The 20,036-nt window shown below is 42.6% G+C and carries 19 protein-coding genes and 1 tRNA gene; 15 read left to right on the top strand and 5 right to left on the bottom strand.

What is annotated here, in order from left to right; all coding sequences use genetic code 11:
• Positions 1 to 16 precede the first annotated feature (16 nt).
• The 4 genes from infB (at position 17) to D8791_RS02820 (ending at position 4,775) form a co-directional block, all read left to right on the top strand.
• Complete coding sequence (gene infB, locus D8791_RS02800; RefSeq protein WP_125446172.1) at positions 17 to 2,824, top strand: translation initiation factor IF-2; 2,808 nt, start codon at positions 17 to 19, stop codon at positions 2,822 to 2,824.
• A gap of 329 nt (positions 2,825 to 3,153) precedes the next feature.
• Complete coding sequence (gene rbfA / locus D8791_RS02810) at positions 3,154 to 3,504, top strand: 30S ribosome-binding factor RbfA (protein WP_005590924.1); 351 nt, start codon at positions 3,154 to 3,156, stop codon at positions 3,502 to 3,504.
• 131 nt (positions 3,505 to 3,635) lie between these two features.
• Positions 3,636 to 3,721, top strand: a tRNA-Leu gene (locus tag D8791_RS02815).
• Between the two features lie 172 nt (positions 3,722 to 3,893).
• Entirely contained in the window at positions 3,894 to 4,775 is an 882-nt protein-coding gene (locus D8791_RS02820; protein WP_001018995.1) for a class II fructose-bisphosphate aldolase, read from the top strand.
• Positions 4,776 to 4,857: 82 nt separating this feature from the next.
• Here D8791_RS02820 and D8791_RS02825 read toward each other — a convergent pair whose 3' ends face one another.
• Entirely contained in the window at positions 4,858 to 5,040 is a 183-nt protein-coding gene (locus tag D8791_RS02825) for a tyrosine-type recombinase/integrase (protein WP_306453057.1), read from the bottom strand.
• Positions 5,041 to 5,245: 205 nt separating this feature from the next.
• Between D8791_RS02825 and D8791_RS02835 the strand changes: the two genes are divergently transcribed.
• The 3 genes from D8791_RS02835 (at position 5,246) to D8791_RS02845 (ending at position 6,907) form a co-directional block, all read left to right on the top strand.
• Entirely contained in the window at positions 5,246 to 6,010 is a 765-nt protein-coding gene (locus tag D8791_RS02835; RefSeq protein WP_125446174.1) for a class I SAM-dependent methyltransferase, read from the top strand.
• 158 nt (positions 6,011 to 6,168) lie between these two features.
• Positions 6,169 to 6,387 carry a TnpW family protein gene (locus D8791_RS02840; RefSeq protein ID WP_125446175.1) on the top strand — a complete coding sequence of 73 codons (219 nt, stop codon included), beginning with the start codon at positions 6,169 to 6,171 and terminating at the stop codon, positions 6,385 to 6,387.
• Between the two features lie 181 nt (positions 6,388 to 6,568).
• Positions 6,569 to 6,907, top strand: coding sequence for an inorganic diphosphatase (locus D8791_RS02845; RefSeq protein ID WP_125446176.1), 339 nt, complete (start codon positions 6,569 to 6,571; stop codon positions 6,905 to 6,907).
• Between the two features lie 227 nt (positions 6,908 to 7,134).
• Here the strand turns inward: D8791_RS02845 and D8791_RS02850 are convergent, their stop codons facing one another.
• A complete protein-coding gene (locus D8791_RS02850) occupies positions 7,135 to 10,416 on the bottom strand; it encodes an LPXTG-anchored zinc carboxypeptidase (RefSeq protein ID WP_125446177.1) in 3,282 nt (1,093 codons plus the stop codon).
• 243 nt (positions 10,417 to 10,659) lie between these two features.
• On the opposite strand from D8791_RS02850, the gene D8791_RS02855 reads away from it, so the two are divergent.
• The 7 genes from D8791_RS02855 to D8791_RS02885 all read left to right on the top strand — a co-directional run bounded on the left by D8791_RS02855 (position 10,660) and on the right by D8791_RS02885 (position 16,551).
• Positions 10,660 to 10,926, top strand: a complete 267-nt coding sequence (locus tag D8791_RS02855) for an ACT domain-containing protein (protein WP_125446178.1) — start codon at positions 10,660 to 10,662, stop codon at positions 10,924 to 10,926.
• An 11-nt stretch (positions 10,927 to 10,937) separates the two neighbouring features.
• Positions 10,938 to 12,275, top strand: coding sequence for a PFL family protein (locus tag D8791_RS02860; RefSeq protein WP_125446179.1), 1,338 nt, complete (start codon positions 10,938 to 10,940; stop codon positions 12,273 to 12,275).
• A 109-nt stretch (positions 12,276 to 12,384) separates the two neighbouring features.
• Positions 12,385 to 13,086 (top strand): histidine phosphatase family protein, encoded by a 702-nt coding sequence (locus D8791_RS02865; protein ID WP_125446180.1) that lies wholly within the window; start codon positions 12,385 to 12,387, stop codon positions 13,084 to 13,086.
• 108 nt (positions 13,087 to 13,194) lie between these two features.
• Positions 13,195 to 13,884, top strand: coding sequence for a histidine phosphatase family protein (locus D8791_RS02870; protein WP_125371891.1), 690 nt, complete (start codon positions 13,195 to 13,197; stop codon positions 13,882 to 13,884).
• A complete protein-coding gene (locus D8791_RS02875; RefSeq protein ID WP_312023723.1) occupies positions 13,881 to 14,621 on the top strand; it encodes a M15 family metallopeptidase in 741 nt (246 codons plus the stop codon). The genes D8791_RS02870 and D8791_RS02875 overlap by 4 nt, the downstream gene beginning before the upstream one ends.
• A 264-nt stretch (positions 14,622 to 14,885) precedes the next feature.
• Positions 14,886 to 15,890 (top strand): NADP-dependent oxidoreductase, encoded by a 1,005-nt coding sequence (locus tag D8791_RS02880; protein ID WP_125446181.1) that lies wholly within the window; start codon positions 14,886 to 14,888, stop codon positions 15,888 to 15,890.
• Positions 15,891 to 15,906: 16 nt separating this feature from the next.
• Positions 15,907 to 16,551, top strand: coding sequence for a TetR/AcrR family transcriptional regulator (locus D8791_RS02885; protein ID WP_125446182.1), 645 nt, complete (start codon positions 15,907 to 15,909; stop codon positions 16,549 to 16,551).
• A gap of 66 nt (positions 16,552 to 16,617) precedes the next feature.
• Here the strand turns inward: D8791_RS02885 and D8791_RS10290 are convergent, their stop codons facing one another.
• Genes D8791_RS10290 through gdhA form a run of 3 tightly spaced genes read right to left on the bottom strand, consistent with a single transcriptional unit; the run spans position 16,618 to position 18,622 of the window.
• Positions 16,618 to 16,758 carry a hypothetical protein gene (locus tag D8791_RS10290; RefSeq protein WP_185760542.1) on the bottom strand — a complete coding sequence of 47 codons (141 nt, stop codon included), beginning with the start codon at positions 16,756 to 16,758 and terminating at the stop codon, positions 16,618 to 16,620.
• The gene (locus D8791_RS02890) at positions 16,759 to 17,244 is read right to left on the bottom strand and encodes a GNAT family N-acetyltransferase (RefSeq protein WP_125446283.1); all 486 of its coding nucleotides are present in this window, start codon (positions 17,242 to 17,244) and stop codon (positions 16,759 to 16,761) included.
• Between the two features lie 31 nt (positions 17,245 to 17,275).
• On the bottom strand, positions 17,276 to 18,622 hold the full coding sequence (gdhA, locus tag D8791_RS02895; protein ID WP_005590909.1) for an NADP-specific glutamate dehydrogenase: 1,347 nt from the start codon (positions 18,620 to 18,622) through the stop codon (positions 17,276 to 17,278).
• Between the two features lie 222 nt (positions 18,623 to 18,844).
• Between gdhA and D8791_RS02900 the strand changes: the two genes are divergently transcribed.
• Complete coding sequence (locus tag D8791_RS02900) at positions 18,845 to 19,780, top strand: dihydroorotate oxidase (RefSeq protein WP_125446183.1); 936 nt, start codon at positions 18,845 to 18,847, stop codon at positions 19,778 to 19,780.
• Positions 19,781 to 20,036: the final 256 nt, after the last annotated feature.

The raw sequence follows: 20,036 nt of genomic DNA on the forward strand, positions 1-20,036 counted from the left end.
AAGAGGAGGACAAGAATTGTCTAGAATTAGATTGTACGAAATCGCAAAAGAATTGGGGAAGGAAAGTAAAGAGGTAGTAGCTCGGGCTAAGGAATTAGGGCTAGAAGTCAAAAGCCATTCTTCCAGCGTAGAAGAAGAAGCAAGCCAGCGCATCAAGGCTAGCTTCGCGACTAAGACTAAAGAAGTTGCTAAGCCTCTTCCAGAAAAAGAGGTGAATTCCCAGCCAGCACCAAATAAAGTAGCTGAAAAACCAGCTGCTCCAGTCCAAAAAGAAGTGGCCCCTGTTAAAAAAGAAGAGCCAAAAGTTGTTGAAGCAGCGGCGGCTGAAGTTCCAGCCAAACCGGCTCCAGCGCGACCACAAAGTCGAAATTTTAAGGCAGAGCGTGAAGCACGTGCCAAGGAACAAGCAGAGCGTCGTAAGCAGCAACAAAATCGGAAACCACAAAATTCTGACCAGAAGGAAAGTAATGAGCGTGATCGTCATGACCGCAAGGCCAACAATGATCGCCAAGAGCGCCGCAATGACCGTCGTGATAATCGTGGTCAAGATGGCCGTCGGAATGGTCAGAATCATCAAGGATTTAACGGTCAGAACCGTCAACAGCCTCAAGGGCCGAAAATTGACTTTAAGGCTCGGGCAGCAGCTCTGAAAGCAGAGCAAAATGCGGAGTACGCACGTTCTAGTGAGGAGCGTTTCAAACAGGCTCAAGCAGTTAAAGAAGCGCAGGAACGCCAGAATAGACGAAAAGAGCCAGTCCAAGCAGAGACAACAACTGCTGAAGTATTTAAAGCTACTCCGGCTGAAACAGTCCAACCGGCTGCTCCTGCACCAGCACAAGCTGCGGTAGATACTCGTCGTAAAAAGCAAGCTCGACCAGATAAGAAGCGCGATGATTTTGATCGCGAAGAAGAAGGTCCAAGAAAACAACAAAAGAATCGAAATAGTCAAAATCAAGTGAGAAATCAAAGAAACAGTAACTGGAATAACAATAAGAAAAATAAAAAAGGAAAAGGTAACCAGAATCAGGTTCCAAAACCTGTTACAGAACGCAAGTTCCATGAGTTGCCAAGCGAATTCGAATACACAGATGGCATGACCGTTGCGGAAATCGCAAAACGGATCAAGCGCGAGCCAGCTGAAATCGTTAAGAAGCTCTTTATGATGGGCGTAATGGCAACGCAAAACCAATCTCTTGACGGTGATACTATTGAGCTCCTCATGGTGGATTACGGTATCGAAGCTAAGAAGAAGGTAGAAGTTGACACAGCTGATATTGAGCGCTTCTTTGTTGAAGAAGGCTACATCAATCCAGATGAATTAGTAGAACGTCCGCCAGTTGTCACTATCATGGGACACGTTGATCATGGTAAAACAACCCTCTTGGATACTCTACGTAACTCTCGCGTTGCGACAGGTGAAGCAGGTGGTATCACTCAGCATATCGGTGCCTACCAGATTGAGGAAAATGGCAAGAAGATTACTTTCTTGGATACACCTGGACACGCGGCCTTTACTTCGATGCGTGCGCGTGGTGCTTCTGTTACCGATATTACCATCTTGGTCGTAGCAGCTGATGACGGTGTTATGCCTCAGACTATTGAAGCGATCAACCACTCTAAAGCCGCTAATGTGCCAATTATTGTGGCCATCAACAAGATCGATAAGCCAGGTGCCAATCCTGAGCGCGTGATTGGTGAATTGGCTGAGCATGGTGTTATGTCAACTGCTTGGGGTGGAGATTCTGAGTTTGTTGAAATCTCTGCGAAATTCAACCAAAACATCGATGAGCTTTTGGAAACAGTTCTGCTTGTAGCAGAAATTCAAGAACTCAAGGCAGATCCGACTGTTCGCGCCATTGGTACCGTGATTGAAGCCCGTTTGGATAAAGGAAAAGGTGCAGTTGCAACACTTCTTGTCCAACAAGGTACGCTGAATGTTCAAGATCCAATCGTTGTCGGAAATACCTTCGGACGTGTCCGTGCTATGACCAATGACTTAGGTCGTCGTGTCAAAGTGGCAGGTCCATCTACGCCGGTTTCTATCACAGGTCTTAATGAAACTCCGATGGCAGGTGACCACTTTGCCGTCTATGAAGATGAAAAAGCTGCGCGTGCAGCTGGTGAAGAACGTGCTAAACGTGCCCTTCTTAAACAACGTCAAGCTACTCATCGTGTCAGTCTAGAAAATCTCTTTGATACCCTCAAAGCTGGTGAAGTGAAGTCTGTTAACGTCATTATCAAAGCCGACGTACAAGGTTCTGTAGAAGCCTTGGCTGCTTCCTTGCAGAAGATTGAAGTGGAAGGCGTTAAGATTACCATTGTCCACTCAGCGGTTGGTGCTATCAATGAATCCGATGTAACTTTGGCAGAAGCTTCAAATGCCTTTATCATTGGATTTAACGTTCGCCCTACACCGCAAGCTCGCCAGCAAGCAGAAGCTGATGATGTAGAAATCCGTCTTCACAGTATTATCTATAAGGTTATCGAAGAAATGGAAGATGCCATGAAAGGAATGCTGGACCCAGAATACCAAGAAAAAATCATCGGGGAAGCCCTTATCCGCGAAACTTTCAAAGTTTCCAAGGTTGGTACTATCGGTGGATTCATGGTTATCAATGGTAAAGTTACCCGTGATTCTAAGGTTCGTGTCATCCGTGATGGCGTCGTAATTTACGATGGTCAGTTGGCTAGCTTGAAGCATTTCAAGGATGATGTGAAAGAAGTCACTAACGGCCGCGAAGGTGGTCTCATGATTGATGGTTACAATGATATCCAAGTGGATGATACGATTGAAGCCTATATCATGGAAGAAATTAAGAAATAAGAGAAATCCGTCGAGAACTTCCAGTGAAAAGCATATTGGGTGGAAGTCGATACTTCTATCCCAAGCACTTTTTTCGCAAAGAGTTTAGAGCAAATTTCATTCAACTAAAACTAAAAATATGAGAGTGGGACAGAAATCGGTAATTCGTTAGAATTCGATTTCGTCGTCCCACCTCCGCACAGTTGAGTAGGGCTGTAAAAGCTGATGAAATCAGCGTAATAGAGCCCACTCAACCACTGCGTCTTGCTCGATAATCCAAAGACAATTGAGAGGCTAGGACTTTTGTCCCAGCCTTATATTGCAGAAGAAAAAATTAGAAAGGAAATCCTATGGCAAATCATTTTCGTACCGACCGTGTAGGGATGGAAATCAAGCGTGAAGTCAATGAGATTTTGCAAAAGAAAGTCCGTGATCCACGTGTCCAAGGTGTGACCATTACTGACGTTCAAATGCTGGGCGATCTGTCTATGGCCAAGGTCTACTATAGCATCATGAGTGACCTGGCTTCGGATAATCAAAAGGCACAGCTGGGCTTGGAAAAGGCAACCGGTACTATAAAGCGTGAACTGGGCCGAAACCTCAAGATGTATAAGATTCCAGACTTGACCTTCGTCAAAGACGAGTCTATTGAGTACGGTAATAAGATTGATCAAATGTTACGCAATTTAGAAAAACATTAATGAAAAGAGTGAGATAGGGCAGTGTTTACGAGTCCTGTCTCATTTTTATTTTTGAAAATACTTTTTAAAAGTTTTGAAAAAAGGTGTTGACAAGTGGAGATTATCCTGTTATACTAGTAAAGTACTCGATCGCGGGGATGGCGGAATTGGCAGACGCGCAGGACTAAGGATCCTGTGACCGCTTTAGGTCGTGAGGGTTCAAGTCCCTCTCTCCGCATAGGATTAGCTGACTTCGGTCAGTTTTTTTGTTTTCTCAAAGAACCCGAATTTAAAAATTACTTGGGAATTACCTAAAATTTCAGGAAAAACTAGCAATTTTAGTGAAAAAGTGATAAAATAAACAATGTAAGTGGTTCATTCCACAAAAAATTAGAGGAGGCCTATTACAAATGGCAATCGTTTCAGCAGAAAAATTTGTCCAAGCAGCTCGTGACAATGGTTATGCAGTTGGTGGATTTAACACAAATAACCTTGAGTGGACTCAAGCTATCTTGCGCGCAGCAGAAGCTAAAAAAGCACCAGTTTTGATCCAAACTTCAATGGGTGCTGCTAAATATATGGGTGGTTATAAAGTTGCTCGCAACTTGATCGCTAACCTTGTTGAATCAATGGGTATCACTGTACCAGTAGCGATCCACCTTGACCACGGTCACTACGAAGATGCACTTGAGTGTATCGAAGTTGGTTACACTTCAATCATGTTTGACGGTTCACACCTTCCAGTTGAAGAAAACCTTAAATTGGCTAAAGACGTTGTTGAAAAAGCACACGCTAAAGGTATCTCAGTAGAAGCTGAAGTTGGTACTATCGGTGGTGAAGAAGACGGTATCATCGGTAAAGGTGAATTGGCTCCAATCGAAGACGCTAAAGCAATGGTTGCAACTGGTATTGACTTCTTGGCAGCTGGTATCGGTAACATCCACGGTCCTTACCCAGCAAACTGGGAAGGTCTTGATCTTGACCACTTGAAGAAATTGACAGAAGCTCTTCCAGGTTTCCCAATCGTATTGCACGGTGGTTCAGGTATTCCTGATGACCAAATCCAAGCAGCGATCAAACTTGGTGTTGCCAAAGTTAACGTTAACACTGAATGTCAAATCGCATTTGCTAACGCAACTCGTAAATTTGCTCGCGACTATGAAGCAAACGAAGCAGAATACGACAAGAAGAAACTCTTCGACCCACGTAAATTCTTGGCTGACGGTGTCAAAGCTATCCAAGCATCTGTTGAAGAACGTATTGACGTCTTCGGTTCAGAAGGTAAAGCTTGAGAAGTTTGTAAAAGCTTGATATAACAGGGTTTATCCACTTTGGATAAACCTTTTTCTTTGTTTTGCCACAAATTTGCCACACTTATTTAGTTAACGAATCTAATACAGGAATAATGAGATCTTTTGTTTTTTGTGTAAGGTGCAAATAGATATCTCTAACACGACTTCCTCGTGTGTGCCCAACACGATCTTGAATTGCTTCGAGTGGAATTCCTTGCTCAGCTAAAAAGCTGATATGTGTGTGACGAAAAATGTGAGTTGAAATAGAATCATCATTAGTACGAGAGTTTGAGCGACGACGTTCAACATTTGCATTAGAATGATAGGAATAGCTAGTACAAAAGCTTCAAATATGTTAAAGATGGCATAAAAAATAGTAATTGAACATATGGTATAATAAAATGAAGTCAAGTGATGGCAACACATCTAACTTAAATCGAAATAGTATAGAATTACGAGGAGATTATAAGATGGACAATTATATAAAATTAAATGAAGATAGATGGAATAATGTAAAAAATAACTATACTGAGCCATTGACACATGAAGAATTAGAAGAAGCCAGAAATAATCCAATTTCTGTTGCCTTAACTGTTGGGAAAAAAGTTCCGAAAGAATGGTTTGAAAAAGCCAACGGAAAAAAGATATTAGGGTTAGCTTGTGGTGGTGGTCAGCAGGGTCCCGTTTTTGCTGCAAAAGGTTATGATGTAACCATAATGGATTTTTCTACATCACAATTACAAAGAGATGAGATGGTTGCTAAAAGAGAAGGCTTAAAAATCAACACAGTTCAAGGCGATATGACAAAACAATTTCCATTTGAAAATGAAACGTTTGATATTATTTTTAATCCGGTTTCAAATGTATATATAGAAGATTTAGAAAACATGTATAAAGAAGCCTCTCGAGTATTGAAAAAGGGCGGTTTGTTAATGATCGGATTTATGAACCCTTGGATATACATGTATGATGCTGACACTGTATGGGATAAACCCGATGAGGAATTACTTTTAAAGTTTTCACTACCTTTTAATTCAAAAGAGCTTGAAGAGGAAGGCAAGATAACCATCAATCCAGAATATGGATATGAATTTAGCCATACCTTAGAAACTCAGATTAGAGGACAACTTAAAAATGGTCTCGCTATGATAGATTTTTATGAATCGTGTGACAAAAGAAATCGATTATCACGTTATGGAAATGACTATATAGCTACACTCTGCATTAAACTATAATATTATAGAATACACTTCAGGAGAATAGGCTGTTTTATTTTCCGTAAGGGTTAAAATCTAAATCCCAGTTTGTAGAAGTAAAACAATTAAATAAAATTAAAGAGAGGAAGTAAAAGCAAATTACCGATACTTCCTTTTTTGGTGTCAAAAAATCAAAAATGGAAAGGAGAATTTATGGAAGAACTCAAAATACAGATAAAAAAGGCATTAGCACAAAGAGAAAGATTGGAAAGAGCAGCTCTGAGGTTCTTATCCATTTTAATGAAAATACAACTGAAACAATGCAAGATAAACTTACAAGAATAATGCTGAGGGAGCTTAGGAGAGAATCGGACGAAAAAAAAGATGATTTTGATGAAAAAGTCCTTGACAAGTAGCGACAGGAAAAACAGCGAAGTCTATTCTAATTTCATGTGGTGCAAGGCTTACATAATATAGGAAACATAAACGAATAATCAGGCTATAGATAGAAAATCTCGCTCCGGCGGGATTTTTCTTGTATAATGAATCTAGAAAGTAGCTGATGGAGGTAAAGAAAGGGTGAAATACAAGGAAAAAATGTTTAGTGCTATTATTGATCGGCCGGTCGGTTTTGAAGATTCTTTTGGGAATGTTTATCCGATTAATTATGGTTATATCCCTGAGATGATGGGTGGAGATGGCGAAGAGCAGGATGTGTATATTATTTCCCATGACCCGCAGCAGCCTCTGGAAAATTTTACAGGAAAGTTGGTTGCTATCATTCATCGGCGTGATGATATAGAAGACAAGTGGATCTTGGTTCCTGTTAATGAGGAGATTAATAAAACTTTGATAGCGGAGCAAACTCATTTTATGGAGCAGTATTTTGATTCTTGGATTGAGATGGTGGAAGAGAGCAATGATTCAAGGCCCTAAAATCCCTGATAAAGAGCAGAAATCATTTCTTGTTAGCGCTGTTCGAACTGATTTAGCTTAATAATGAAAGTCTATATCCGATTGAGCTTTCCTCAATATCGGATCAAATTGCAAGATCATAAGTCACGAAAAAAATCGCATGGATGAATCTGAAATGATTTGTCCATACGATTTTTATATTTAAGAGGCTATCGTAAGCAAAGGTTTATCTAGCAGACGAGAAATGCTTAGACTTCTTTCTTTTTGAGTAAGAAGAGACCACCGCTTGTAGCCAGAAGAATCGTTGCAACTGTAAAGAGAGCAGAGTTTTCTTTGCTTCCTGTTTGTGGGAGCTGAGGCTGCTGAGTATTTGTTGCTTTTTGAGCTGTAGCGCTAGGCTGTGCTTCGCTTGTTTTCTGAGCTAGGCTTTCTAATTGCTCTTCTTTTGCTTTCGGAGCTGTCGGTTTGTCGGCTGTTTTGCCTGCTTGTTTTGGCTGAGGTTTTTGGTTCAAAATTTCTACAATTTCGACACTTGGTTTGTGAGTGATAGGCATATCTTTCAGCTCAGCCAATTGATTGCCAAAGACAGCGTTCGATACCCAACGGTAGAAGTGAATGGTATGCAGACGATTGGTTGGATTTCCAGCATAAACGAAGAGCGGATGTTCCTTGTAATTACCAGAAATAGCAACGATTTTATTAGCTAATTTTTCATTGCCTGGCCACCAGCCTGCAATGTAGTAGTCACTGTCTGCAATAGTCGCCAAAGTCTTGAAGTTGGCAGGAGCTTTTGCGATCCAGTTTCCAGAATTAGAATAGAAGAGATCATTCTTCTTATAGCCGCTAGTCAATGGATCTTTATCGTCTATAATAGCCTTCATCAGCCCTTCAAAATCGCTGCCGCCAGAGAATCTTTCCGCATCAAATCCATCTAGAACACCGAGTTTTTCAAGGCGTTGCATAGCAGAGCCCCCCACTACAATGGTTGGTTTGCGACCAAGAATAGACTTGTCAAACTTGTTGCTTTCAAGGACGATGACATCAGCTTCCTCAGGCGTATCGACAATATCAAAACCTAGATTTTTCAATGCCAGAGCGGTATGAGTAGGTGAGCCCACTCCTGCCCAGTAGAATTGATGAGGAGGTGCATAGATCTTCATTGCTTTCAAACTTGGCCCTTCTGGAACCTTATACAAGGCATCTCCATAAATAGCATAATCACCTAAGAGATTTGCAAAGGTTGATGTATCAACGATATAGCCATCTTCTGTCAGATAGACTTTCTTACCTTGGCGAATGGCTTGGTTGACAGCTTTGACTGCGCTGTCAGATGTATTGGCGATGACATAGTAAGGTGCTGAGTAGTTGATATCGCGCGTCCGAGTAGCACGGAGAGCAGTGACTTCACCGAGCTTGCCATCAAAGAGTTTATCTTTAAAGATAGGTTCAGCTTTAAAGCCTCTCATATCTGGGAAGTTTACCAAAAGTTCAGCATACATGGCAGCCCAAGCAGATTCGTTTGATCCTTTGTAGAGGATATGGTTGGCATAGCCACGCTTGGCTTGAGCCATATCGACAACTAGGTCGCCCTTCTTATAGTTGCCAACATCTTCCTTCAATTCTTGAATGACAACACCGTTTCTCTTGAAGTATTCAATCATGTTAAAGGCTTGTTGGGAATCATTGTCTTTGTCGAGTCCCATTGGGATAACATAATAGTCAGGGAAGAATTTTTTCTGACCATTTTTCACCCGTCCAACAACCTTGCCGTCAGGTCCGACCAACTCATTTTCAGCTTTTGGATCTTCAACCTTGTTGATGCCACGGAGATAGAAGTTAAGGCGCATTTCCATGAGCTTGTCAGGATTTTGGGACAGGTAAGAGATACCTCCAAGGACGGCGTGATAGCCAGCCTTGTAGGATTCCTGATTGCCCTCAGGGATTTCAATAGTATGTCCTAATATGCCGTGGTACATAGCATAGACACCAGTGTAGCCAGAGAAGGAGTCATCCCAGCCATCGCCCCAGTCTAGTTTAGGGATGATATAGCTGTCATACTTAGAGTTAGCGACGCCGGCACGTCCCATGTGGTGGGCGTTTTTCAGCATATTTTCAGACAAAAGGTCGTATTCAAAGTTTGGATCGTGCGGCGGTGTCGCTGGCTCAATCAAGAATTCTTTAACGAATCCATGAATGTCATAAAGTGCAATTGGATTCCATTTGTTAATGAGTCCAGCTACAGTACGGGTTTCTGGATTGGCCTGATAGCTAGTGTCGCGGTTTGGATCAATTCCGTTGGCAAGAGCACGCGTATTGGCAACATCTCCGTCAGGATTTTCAGTAAAGTCAAAGAGGAAAATGAATTTCTTGAGGAGTTCTTTGACATTGAGGGTGATAGTTTTAGCAGCACCGTTGGCGTCAGTTGTTTGGAAAGAAATTTGCTCCTTGGTCGCAAAAGTATTGAAGAGCCCAGTGATGATGTCGATGGCTGGCTGTTCGTCAGCATGGGTGTTATTGATAAGGACTGGAAGTTTATAGTCCAGCCTACCATTTTTCAGAGCAGCTAACATTTCAGCTGGTTTGATCAAGGCCTGCGGATTAGTTGTGCTGAGATAGTCGTCAATGCTCTTTTGGTCGGAGCTGATGATACCCAACTTGATATCGCGACCTTGGGCACTGCTACCAATTGTTTCGATTTGAACCAGTCGGTCTTTGTTAGCATCTTGTCGGCTCTTTTCGATAGCTGCCAGCATTTCATCGTGGGTATGGAAATCTTCGTAGGGACGAAGGACAATATTCTTGCGAATGGTCAGGCCTAGATCTTCACTGGTTCCGACTAATTCATGAGTACCCATAAAGTTGCGGTAGGTTCTGCGGATATTATTTGGTGTCCGCAGGCTTAAGTCTTGACCAAATAGCTCATTAAATTTAAGGGAAACCTTGAGGTCATTTCCATCAGCTTTTTCCTCTACAGCGACAAATGGATCGCCTGTGAAGGTGCCATCATCCATCTTCCAAGTTTTCCACTCACTAATAGGCTTGTTGTCCAGTGTCCAAGTGATTTTACCAGCTTGAGTTCCCTGTTCTTGAATAGTTTCTTCAATGCTGGCTTTTTCGGACATGTAAACTTTACTGTCAGCAAGCTGAACCTTGTTTTCTTGGGAGCTAGCTGCGCGGACTTCTGTTTTAGTTGTAGTATCCAGTTTTTGGCTAGCATCAGCTGCTTTTTCCTCTGGGCTTGTGGTAGGAAGACTTGGGGACTTGCTGTCGGCTTTGTCAGAAGCAGCTTCAGATGGGCTGCTTTTCTCTAGTGGTTCAGCTTGTGGAGTAGTCGAAGGTTCTTCAGCCTTCTCTGTACTTGAAGGTGTAGGCTGCTCCACTAGAGAACTGATTTTGCTGCTGTCTTGCGGAGGTTCAGCAGGGTTAAGCGTATCAGCTGCCGCATTTCCTTGAGCTAAAACGGCTAAGAGAACCGCAGCGGATAGGCTGAGGGCTTGTGTGTATAAGCGTTTCTTATAAGAATTTTTCATAAGAAACCTCCTTTTTAATGTGTTCTTAAATTTAGTATAACAGGTTTTGAAACCGTTTACAAATAAAAACATAGATAAAAAATAAACTTCTAACAAAAGGAAGAGATATGTGTAATTTCTGAAGAGTATTTGAGTCTGATATTTAAACAGCCTGCGATATTCGCAGTGTGGATTTCTGAAAATTCATGCAAAAACTAGGCATTTATGCTACAATATTAGCAATAAAGATGATTGGAGCAAACGATGAAAGCGATTATTACGGTTGTTGGAAAAGATAAGGCAGGGATTGTGGCTGGTGTGGCTACTAAAATTGCCGAGCTGGGGCTCAATATTGACGATATTTCTCAAACGGTTTTGGACGAGTTTTTTACCATGATGGCTGTCGTTTCTAGCGACAAAAAGCAGGATTTTGCAGCACTTCGTAGTGAATTTGAGGCCTTTGGTCAGACGCTTAATGTCAAAATCAATATTCAAAGCGCAGCGATTTTTGACGCTATGTACAATATCTAAGGAGAGGGCACATGGATATTAGGCAAGTTACAGAAACCATTGCCATGATTGAGGAGCAGAATTTTGATATTCGAACCATTACCATGGGCATTTCTCTCTTGGACTGCATTGACTCGGATATTGAGCGGGCGGCGGACAAGGTATACCAAAAAATTACGACAAAAGCGAAAGATTTAGTTTCAGTCGGAAATGAGATTGCAGCTGAGCTGGGAATTCCTATCGTCAACAAGCGCGTCTCCGTGACTCCGATTTCTCTGATTGGGGCAGCTACCGATGCTACGGATTATCTGCCTCTGGCTCATGCTCTGGATCGGGCAGCAAAAGAAATCGGTGTGGACTTTATCGGTGGCTTCTCTGCTTTGGTCCAAAAGGGTTATCAAAAAGGAGACGAAATCCTCATTAATTCCATTCCGCGCGCTTTGGCTGAGACGGACAAGGTCTGCTCCTCTGTCAATATCGGCTCAACCAAGACCGGCATCAATATGACGGCAGTTGCAGATATGGGGCGCATTATCAAGGAAACGGCCCAACTTTCTGACATGGGGGCGGCCAAGCTAGTTGTCTTTGCCAATGCGGTAGAGGACAATCCTTTCATGGCGGGCGCTTTTCATGGTGTCGGTGAAGCAGATGTGGTCATCAATGTCGGTGTTTCTGGGCCTGGTGTTGTCAAACGGGCTTTGGAAAAGGTCCGTGGTGAGAGCTTTGACGTGGTGGCTGAAACGGTCAAAAAAACGGCCTTCAAAATCACTCGTATCGGCCAGTTGGTCGGTCAGATGGCCAGCGAGCGTCTGGGCGTCAAGTTCGGGATTGTTGACTTGAGTTTGGCGCCGACGCCAGCAGTCGGGGACTCAGTGGCCCGTGTCTTGGAAGAAATGGGTTTGGAAACAGTCGGTACCCATGGTACGACAGCGGCACTTGCCCTGCTCAATGACCAAGTCAAAAAAGGCGGTGTCATGGCCTGCAATCAGGTGGGCGGACTGTCTGGTGCTTTCATTCCTGTGTCAGAAGACGAGGGCATGATTGCGGCTGTGCAAAATGGCTCGCTCAATCTAGAAAAGCTAGAAGCTATGACAGCTATCTGCTCGGTCGGTTTGGATATGATTGCCATCCCAGAGGCGACACCGGCTGAAACTATCGCAGCCATGATTGCGGATGAGGCAGCTATTGGTGTCATCAATCAGAAGACAACAGCTGTGCGGATTATTCCGAAGGGCAAGGAAGGCGATATGATTGAATTTGGCGGGCTCTTGGGAACAGCTCCAGTCATGAAGGTCAATCAGGCTTCGTCAGCCGACTTTATCGCGCGGGGCGGTCAGATTCCTGCGCCAATTCACAGTTTCAAAAACTAAGTAATAGGGGTCTGTCTAAACAGACCCTTTCCCTCTGTCTTGCTCAGTCAAGTGCGAGACAAATAAGCCACCCTTAGACGAGTGGCCTTGATGAAAAAAGGAGACATTCATGGCAAAAACAAAATTATACATCATCCGTCATGGTAAGACTATGTTTAACACAATTGGTCGGGCTCAAGGCTGGTCGGACACTCCCTTAACTGAAGAAGGCGAACGTGGTATCCGTGAGCTAGGGATTGGGCTAAGAGAGTCTGGCTTGGAATTTACCAAGGCTTTCTCGAGCGACTCTGGTCGAACCATTCAGACCATGGGGATTATCCTAGAAGAGCTGGATTTGGTAGGAAAGATTCCTTATAAGTTTGACAAGCGTATTCGAGAGTGGTGCTTCGGGAGCTTTGACGGGGCTTATGGTGGCGATCTTTTCCGTGGAGTGATTCCAAGGGTGCGTGATACTGACAATTATAAAGATCTGACTTTCCCAGAATTGGCCGACGGCTTGGTTGAAGTGGATACGGCTGGCTGGGCTGAGCCCTGGGAGCAACTCAGCGGACGGATTTTAGCTGGATTTACAGCTATTGCCCAAGAAGTGGAAGCTGCTGGTGGAGGCAATGCTTTGGTTGTCAGCCATAGTATGACCATCGGGACTTTTGCTTATCTGATTGATAAAGCCATTAGCAAAAATCCTGAGGTTGACAACGGCAGTGTGACAGTTGTTGAATATGAAAAAGGGCAATTTACGATTCAGATCTTGGGAGATGTATCCTACCGTGAAGTTGGTGCCAAAATTTTGGACGCTGAAATAAACAGTTAAAAGAAATCATGGAAATAGTTAAGTTTTATTGAGCTGTCTTCTTTCAATCTTAGAAACTGCTTTTTTTCAGAAACGTGATATAATGAGAGGAGAATAAGGGGGAAGTGTATGGCAAAAACAAGATTATACCTCATCCGACATGGCAAAACGATGTTTAATACAATCGGACGAGCTCAGGGCTGGAGTGATAGTCCATTGACAGCAGAAGGTGAACGTGGCATTCATGAATTAGGAATAGGTTTGCGAAAAGCGGGTATTGATTTTAAACTAGCTAGATCCAGTGATTCGGGTCGAACCATTCAGACCATGGGAATTATTCTGGAAGAGCTGGGCTTGACTGGAAAGATTCCTTATAGGTTTGACAAGCGCATTCGAGAGTGGTGTTTTGGCAGTTTTGATGGTGGCTATGATGGCGAGCTCTTTATGGGGGTCATGCCTAGGGTCTTTAATATCGATCATGTCCATCAACTCAGCTATGCCGAGCTGGCAGAAGGTTTAGTAGAAGTCGACACGGCTGGCTGGACTGAGAATTGGGAAAAACTCAGTGGCCGAATTTGGCAAGGCTTCTCAGAGATTGCTGAGGAGCTGGAGGCTGCGGGCGGTGGCAATGCTTTGGTAGTTAGTCATGGCATGACCATCGGAACTTTTGTCTACCTTATTAATCGCATGCAACCTCATGGCCTAGGCAATGGTAGTGTGACCATCGTAGACTATGAAGATGGACAATTTTCGGTTGTTTCCATCGGTGATATGTCCTATCGTGAAGTTGGAGCGAAAGAGCTGGAGGACAAGGCTTGAGAAGAGGTCGCCACGAAAGAAAGAGAAAACTCTCTCTGTTTCGACTAATAAATAGGCTCTTATTTCTAGGAATTGGGATCAGTTTGCTGTTTGCTCTACTGCGATTTCAGGACATGGATGAAGACTTCTTAACTTTTATTAGTCGTGGTTTGGGAGTCTGGACCTCTGACTTGCCCAAGGTGTCAGTTGATGATTGGGAATTGATTTTGGTCAATCGTAGCCATTTACAGGAAGAGTCACATCCTAAGTTGACCCAAATTGATGATATTCAGGTAGATAGTCGTATTGCTGAAAATACCAGACAATTTTTAGCTGCAGCTCGGGCTATTGCACCGGGAGAAACCTTGATTTCGGGCTATCGTAGCCGAGCGGAGCAGACAGAGCTCTATGAAGAAGCCCTAGCCTTGGCTGAAGAAGAAGGCTTGTCTCGGCAAGAAGCGGAGCAAGAAGTGCAAAAGCGGATCCAGCTGCCAGGTGCCAGTGAGCATCAGACAGGCTTGGCGATTGATATGAGCGAGCCAGAAGGTCAGAATGATGAGGTAGCAAATAAGATTGCGGAAATTGCCCCTAAATATGGCTTTATTCTGCGCTATCCTGAAGGGAAAAGCGATATTACTGGTGTGAATTTTGAAAATTGGCACTATCGTTATGTTGGTGTAGAGTCGGCCCAATATATGCAAAAACATCACCTAGTTTTAGAGGAATATCTGGCCCTTTTGAAAGAGTCAGCTCGGTAAGCATTTACAGTTGATGTATAGACAAAAAATCAGCTGCTCAAGTGAGCAAGCTGATTTTTAAATAAACAATAGTTCTGGAGTTGCGGCTGCTGCTTTTAATACATGTTAAGAGATAGAAAGTAATATCTCTTTATTAAGAACCTGATTATTTAAGCAATCTATAGAAATACAAGTTCGTAGATTGACATATTTGGGAAATGAGCGTATAATCACAATGTGATTGAGCGCTCACTCAATTTGTAGACGAAAAAAGGAGTTCATAAAATGGTTGTTCAAGCAATACAATATAGTCGTTTCGGTGATGAAGAAGTGCTAGATTTGGTGAACATTAAATCTGATGTTTTGGAAGTGAATCAAGTTAGGGTAGAAGTTCATGCTGTTGGTTTAAATCCTATTGATTATAAGACTTTTGAGGGGGCAAAGCCACTCCGATTTCTATCTTTTATGACGAAACTAAAGAAGCCAAGTCGTTGGCTTGAGCCAAAATCATCTCTATTTCCAAGAGGTGTCGGGCGGGATTTTGCTGGAGTCATCACAGAAATTGGTGAAGGAGTAAGTCGGTTTTCAGTAGGAGATAAGGTTTTTGGAACAATGATCAGTGACCCTGGATTGGGGACCAAGAGGGGAGCTTTGGCAACAGAAGTTTGTGTCAATGAATCGGAAATTGTGTCGAAACCAGAGATGATTGATATGAACCACGCAGCTACTATGGGTGTGGCATCTCTAACAGTGGGAGGTGCTTTTAGAAAAATTGAGTTAAGTTCTAAAGATGTTATAGTTATTTCAGCAGCGGCAGGTGGTATTGGAAGTATTGCAGTACAGTATGCAGTTGCTAAGGGGGCAACGGTTATCGGAATTGCAAGTAAGAAAAATTCAGAATATTTGAAGTCCTTAGGTGCAATACCAGTTGCTTACGAAGAGAACATCCAGAATGCTCTTCTATCAGCAAGTCCAAAGCCGATTACAAAATTCTTGGATTGCTATGGAAGTGATTATGTTAAATTGGCTTTTAGTTTGGGATTGAAGGGTACGGCTATTGGAACGCTAGTACCTTTACCATATGTTATGATAAGAGGAGCTCAGTTCACGGGTCCTAGACATTCCACATATGATGATTTTAAAGTTCTAGCGGAAATGGTCTCAGATGGGAAAGTTCTGCTGAATATTGATCAGGTTTATGATTTTTCTCTAAAGTCAGTTAGAGAGGCATATCGTAGTCTGAAGTCGGGACACACTCGAGGTAAGAAAGTCGTAAAAGTAAGAGGGTAGCAGGGAGATGCTAGTGATGAAAAGTTTAGAACAAAAGTATGCCCAGGCATTAGAAAATAGCAATTTGAGTTTAAAACAACGTCAAGTATTATTATCAAGTCTAAAGTTATTTTCAGAAATTGGCTTTGAAAATACAACAGCCAGCCTTATTGCTAAAGAGGCTGGAGTTTCAGAAGGGACAGTTTTTAGTTACTTTAAAACTAAGGAAGGCATCTTAGAAGCAATTTTATCGACTTTTCTTGAGCAAGTTATTCCAGATGTGATTGCTGATTTTTCTGAGAAGAAATTTACAGCAAACCAAGAGAGTTTTCCAGTGTTTTTGAGAAGCATTGTTCGAGATAGACTAGTTTTCATTCAGGAGAATCAAATGCAAGTTAAAATTCTCTTGAGTCGTTCTTTTATTGATAAAAATATTTCTGACCAGTTAGGGAATGTTATTATTCACTCTATCATTAAGCCAATTAGTCCAGTTCTGAATCAGTTTAAAGAAAATGGTGTTATCCGAGATTGGTCAAACGAAAGAATCGTTCGTTATATTCTAGCCTTGAGTCTTTCTTATGCTCTTCCAATGATGTTGAATAATAATGAGGACCTAGACATAGATGAAGCAGTAAACGAAATAGTTGAATGCCTGTCTTTTGCCTTAGTAGAAGTAAAGTGAATTTTGATTTTTAAGCTTACTATTAAAAATAGTGAGCTTTTTTAAAACCAATATAAAAATCCCCAATCATAATGATTGAGGATTGAGCAAATGAATTTTAAACAATACCTTAACTATCATAGCCTTGGCTACATTTTTAAAAGTTGTTTTAGCTGTGTTGAGGAGCTTGGTACTGATGCCCTCGATTCGACCATAGTATATTGCCATCTATTCATCTGATGAGAGGGATTTTATCATCCAGATATTCATAGCTGGGTGGCCAACGGCGTTAGTAAGCGGTTGTTGCAATGCTGTGAAACTATAGTGTTGATAGATGGCCACGGCCGTAGCCAGTTCAGTAGAGGTTTCTAGATAAAGCTGTTCATAACCTGCTAGGCGGGCTTCCTGGAATATCCGCTTTATCAACCTGCTGGAATAACCTTTGCCACGGCTATTTTTAGTGACATACAGTTTTTGTAATTCAGCAATTTTATCGGACACAGGTGCAAAGCCACCACAGCCAACCAGCTGTCCTTCATCTTCCAGAACAAAGTAAGCTGCTCTCTCTTGCAGTTGATAGAAGTCGGCCAAATGATCTAGATGAGAATCAAAGTAGACAGTTCCTGGTTTGTCAAGCCCGAATTCTTCTAGGCTAGCTCGAATGAGTTGCGCTACAGCTGTATTGTCTCTTACTTCCATCGGCCGTAAGTTCATCATTTGTCCTCCGATAGGATGTATCGACTAATTAAACAATACCTTGGGCAATCATAGCGTTTGCTACATTTTCAAAGGCAGCAATGTTTGCTCCTGCAAGGTAGTCAGTACCAAGACCGTATGTTTCAGCAGTTGTTTTAGCTGTGTTGAAGATGTTGGTCATAATGTCTTTGAGACGGCCGTCAACTTCTTCACGAGTCCATGACAGGCGAAGGCTGTTTTGGCTCATTTCCAGAGCAGATACAGCTACACCACCAGCATTGGCAGCTTTAGCAGGTCCGTAAAGGATTCCATTTTCCTTGTAGACTTTAATCGCATCAAGGTCACTAGGCATGTTAGCTCCTTCAGATACGCAGATAACACCTTGGGCAACCAAGCGTTTAGCTGCGTCACCATTGATTTCGTTTTGAGTCGCACATGGCAAAGCGATGTCGTAGTTCCCAGCGTAAGTCCATACAGAACCTTCATGGTAAGTAGCAGTGGCTTTTTCAGCTGCGTACTCAGTCAAACGAGCACGGCGTTTTTCTTTAACATCAACCAAAAGATCAAAGTCAATACCATTTTCGTCGATGACATAACCGTTGGAGTCAGATACTGAGATAACAGTAGCGCCAAGTTCAGTCGCTTTTTGAAGAGCGTATTGGGCTACGTTACCAGAACCGGAAATTACCACTTTTTTACCAGCAAAGCTGTTACCGTTAGCTTTGAGCATTTCTTCAGTATAGTAAACCAAACCGTAACCAGTTGCTTCTGGACGGATCAAGCTACCACCAAATCCAAGAGGTTTACCAGTCAAGACACCAGCATCAAATTGGTTCAGGCGTTTGTATTGACCGTAGAGATAACCGATTTCACGTCCACCAACACCGATATCGCCAGCTGGGACGTCAAGTGATGGTCCGATGTATTTTTGCAACTCAGTCATGAAGCTTTGGCAGAAGCGCATGACTTCGGCGTCCGTTTTTCCTTTAGGATCGAAGTCTGATCCCCCTTTACCTCCACCGATTGGAAGTCCAGTCAAGACGTTTTTAAAGATTTGCTCAAATCCGAGGAATTTCAAGATTCCTTGGTTTACAGTTGGGTGGAAACGAAGTCCGCCTTTATATGGTCCAACAGCTGAGTTGAATTGAACACGGTAACCACGGTTGACTTGCACTTTTCCATCACGGTCAACCCAAGGAACACGGAAAGAAATCACGCGCTCAGGCTCAGTGATACGTGCTAAGATATTTTCTTCGATATACTCAGGGTGTTTTTCAAATACAGGTTCCAAAGTGCTGAAGAATTCTTCAACCGCCTGGAGAAATTCGGCCTCATGCCCATTACGAGCTTTTACAGTTGCAAACACGCTTTGGATATATTCTTTAGCAGATGTCATATCGTTCTCCTTTTGTTGTTATATTTTATTACACGAGCCATTATAGCAGAATTTTTTTAGGGTGTAAAGAAAAAAGTTGAATTTTCTGAAAATTTCCATAATATTTATTTGAAGATTCTAGGTGGAAATGCCGAACCTTTTGCTAGAAAATTAGGAGAAATCCTTTATAGGAAGAATTTTAATGATATAATAGAGAAAATTAAGGAATAAGAGGTCAAAATAATGACAACAACCAAGACAAAAATTGCGGGTTTTGATTTTGATAACTGCCTGATGAATGCTGCAGGAGTTGCTTGTATGACAGTGGAAGAGTTAGAAGAAGTCAAAAACTCTGCTGCAGGAACCTTTGTGACTAAGACGGCAACGCTGGAATTTCGTCAAGGAAACCCAGAGCCTCGCTATCAGGATGTGCTATTGGGCTCTATCAACTCCATGGGCCTGCCCAATAATGGTTTAGATTATTATCTTGACTACTTGCTGGAGCTGCAAGAAAGCGAACCAAATCGCACTTTCTTCCTTTCCTTGGTTGGTATGTCGCCAGAAGAAACCCACACCATTCTCAAGAAAGTGCAGGCAAGCGACTTTAAAGGGATTACTGAGCTCAATCTCTCCTGTCCAAACGTTCCAGGTAAGCCACAGATTGCTTATGATTTCGAAACGACTGATCGTATCTTATCAGAGGTCTTTGCTTATTTTACTAAGCCGTTGGGAATCAAGCTGCCGCCTTACTTTGATATTGTACATTTTGATCAGGCTGCTGCGATTTTTAACAACTATCCGCTCAAGTTTGTCAATTGTGTCAATTCGATCGGAAACGGTCTTTATATAGAAGATGAGTCAGTGGTCATTCGTCCTAAAAATGGTTTTGGCGGTATTGGCGGCCAGTACATCAAGCCTACGGCTCTGGCCAATGTCCATGCCTTTTACCAGCGCCTGAAACCAGAAATCCAAATCATCGGAACTGGGGGTGTCTTGACAGGGCGCGATGCCTTTGAGCATATCCTCTGTGGAGCCAGTATGGTGCAGGTAGGAACAACCCTTCATAAAGAAGGTGTGGCAGCCTTCAAGCGCATCACTGCCGAACTCAAGGCGATTATGGAAGAAAAAGGCTATGAAAGTCTGGCTGATTTCCGTGGAAAATTGAAGTATATTGATTAAAAGTTTAAGAAAGAGAGAGTGGGACAGAAATCGGTAATTCGTTAGAATTCGATTTCGTCGTCCCACCTCCGCACAGTTGAGTAGGGCTGTAAAAGCTGATGAAATCAGCGTAGTAGAGCCCACTCAACCACTGCGTCTTGCTCGACAATCCAAAGACAATTGAGAGGCTAGGACTTTTGTCCCAGCCTCTCTTTTAGTATTTTAAGGGAGAGCAGAAAAAAATCCCTCCAAGATTAGATAGGAAATCTCAGAGGGA

The sequence above is a fragment of the Streptococcus cristatus genome, from assembly GCF_003943515.1.
In the GTDB taxonomy this organism is placed as follows: domain Bacteria; phylum Bacillota; class Bacilli; order Lactobacillales; family Streptococcaceae; genus Streptococcus; species Streptococcus cristatus_D.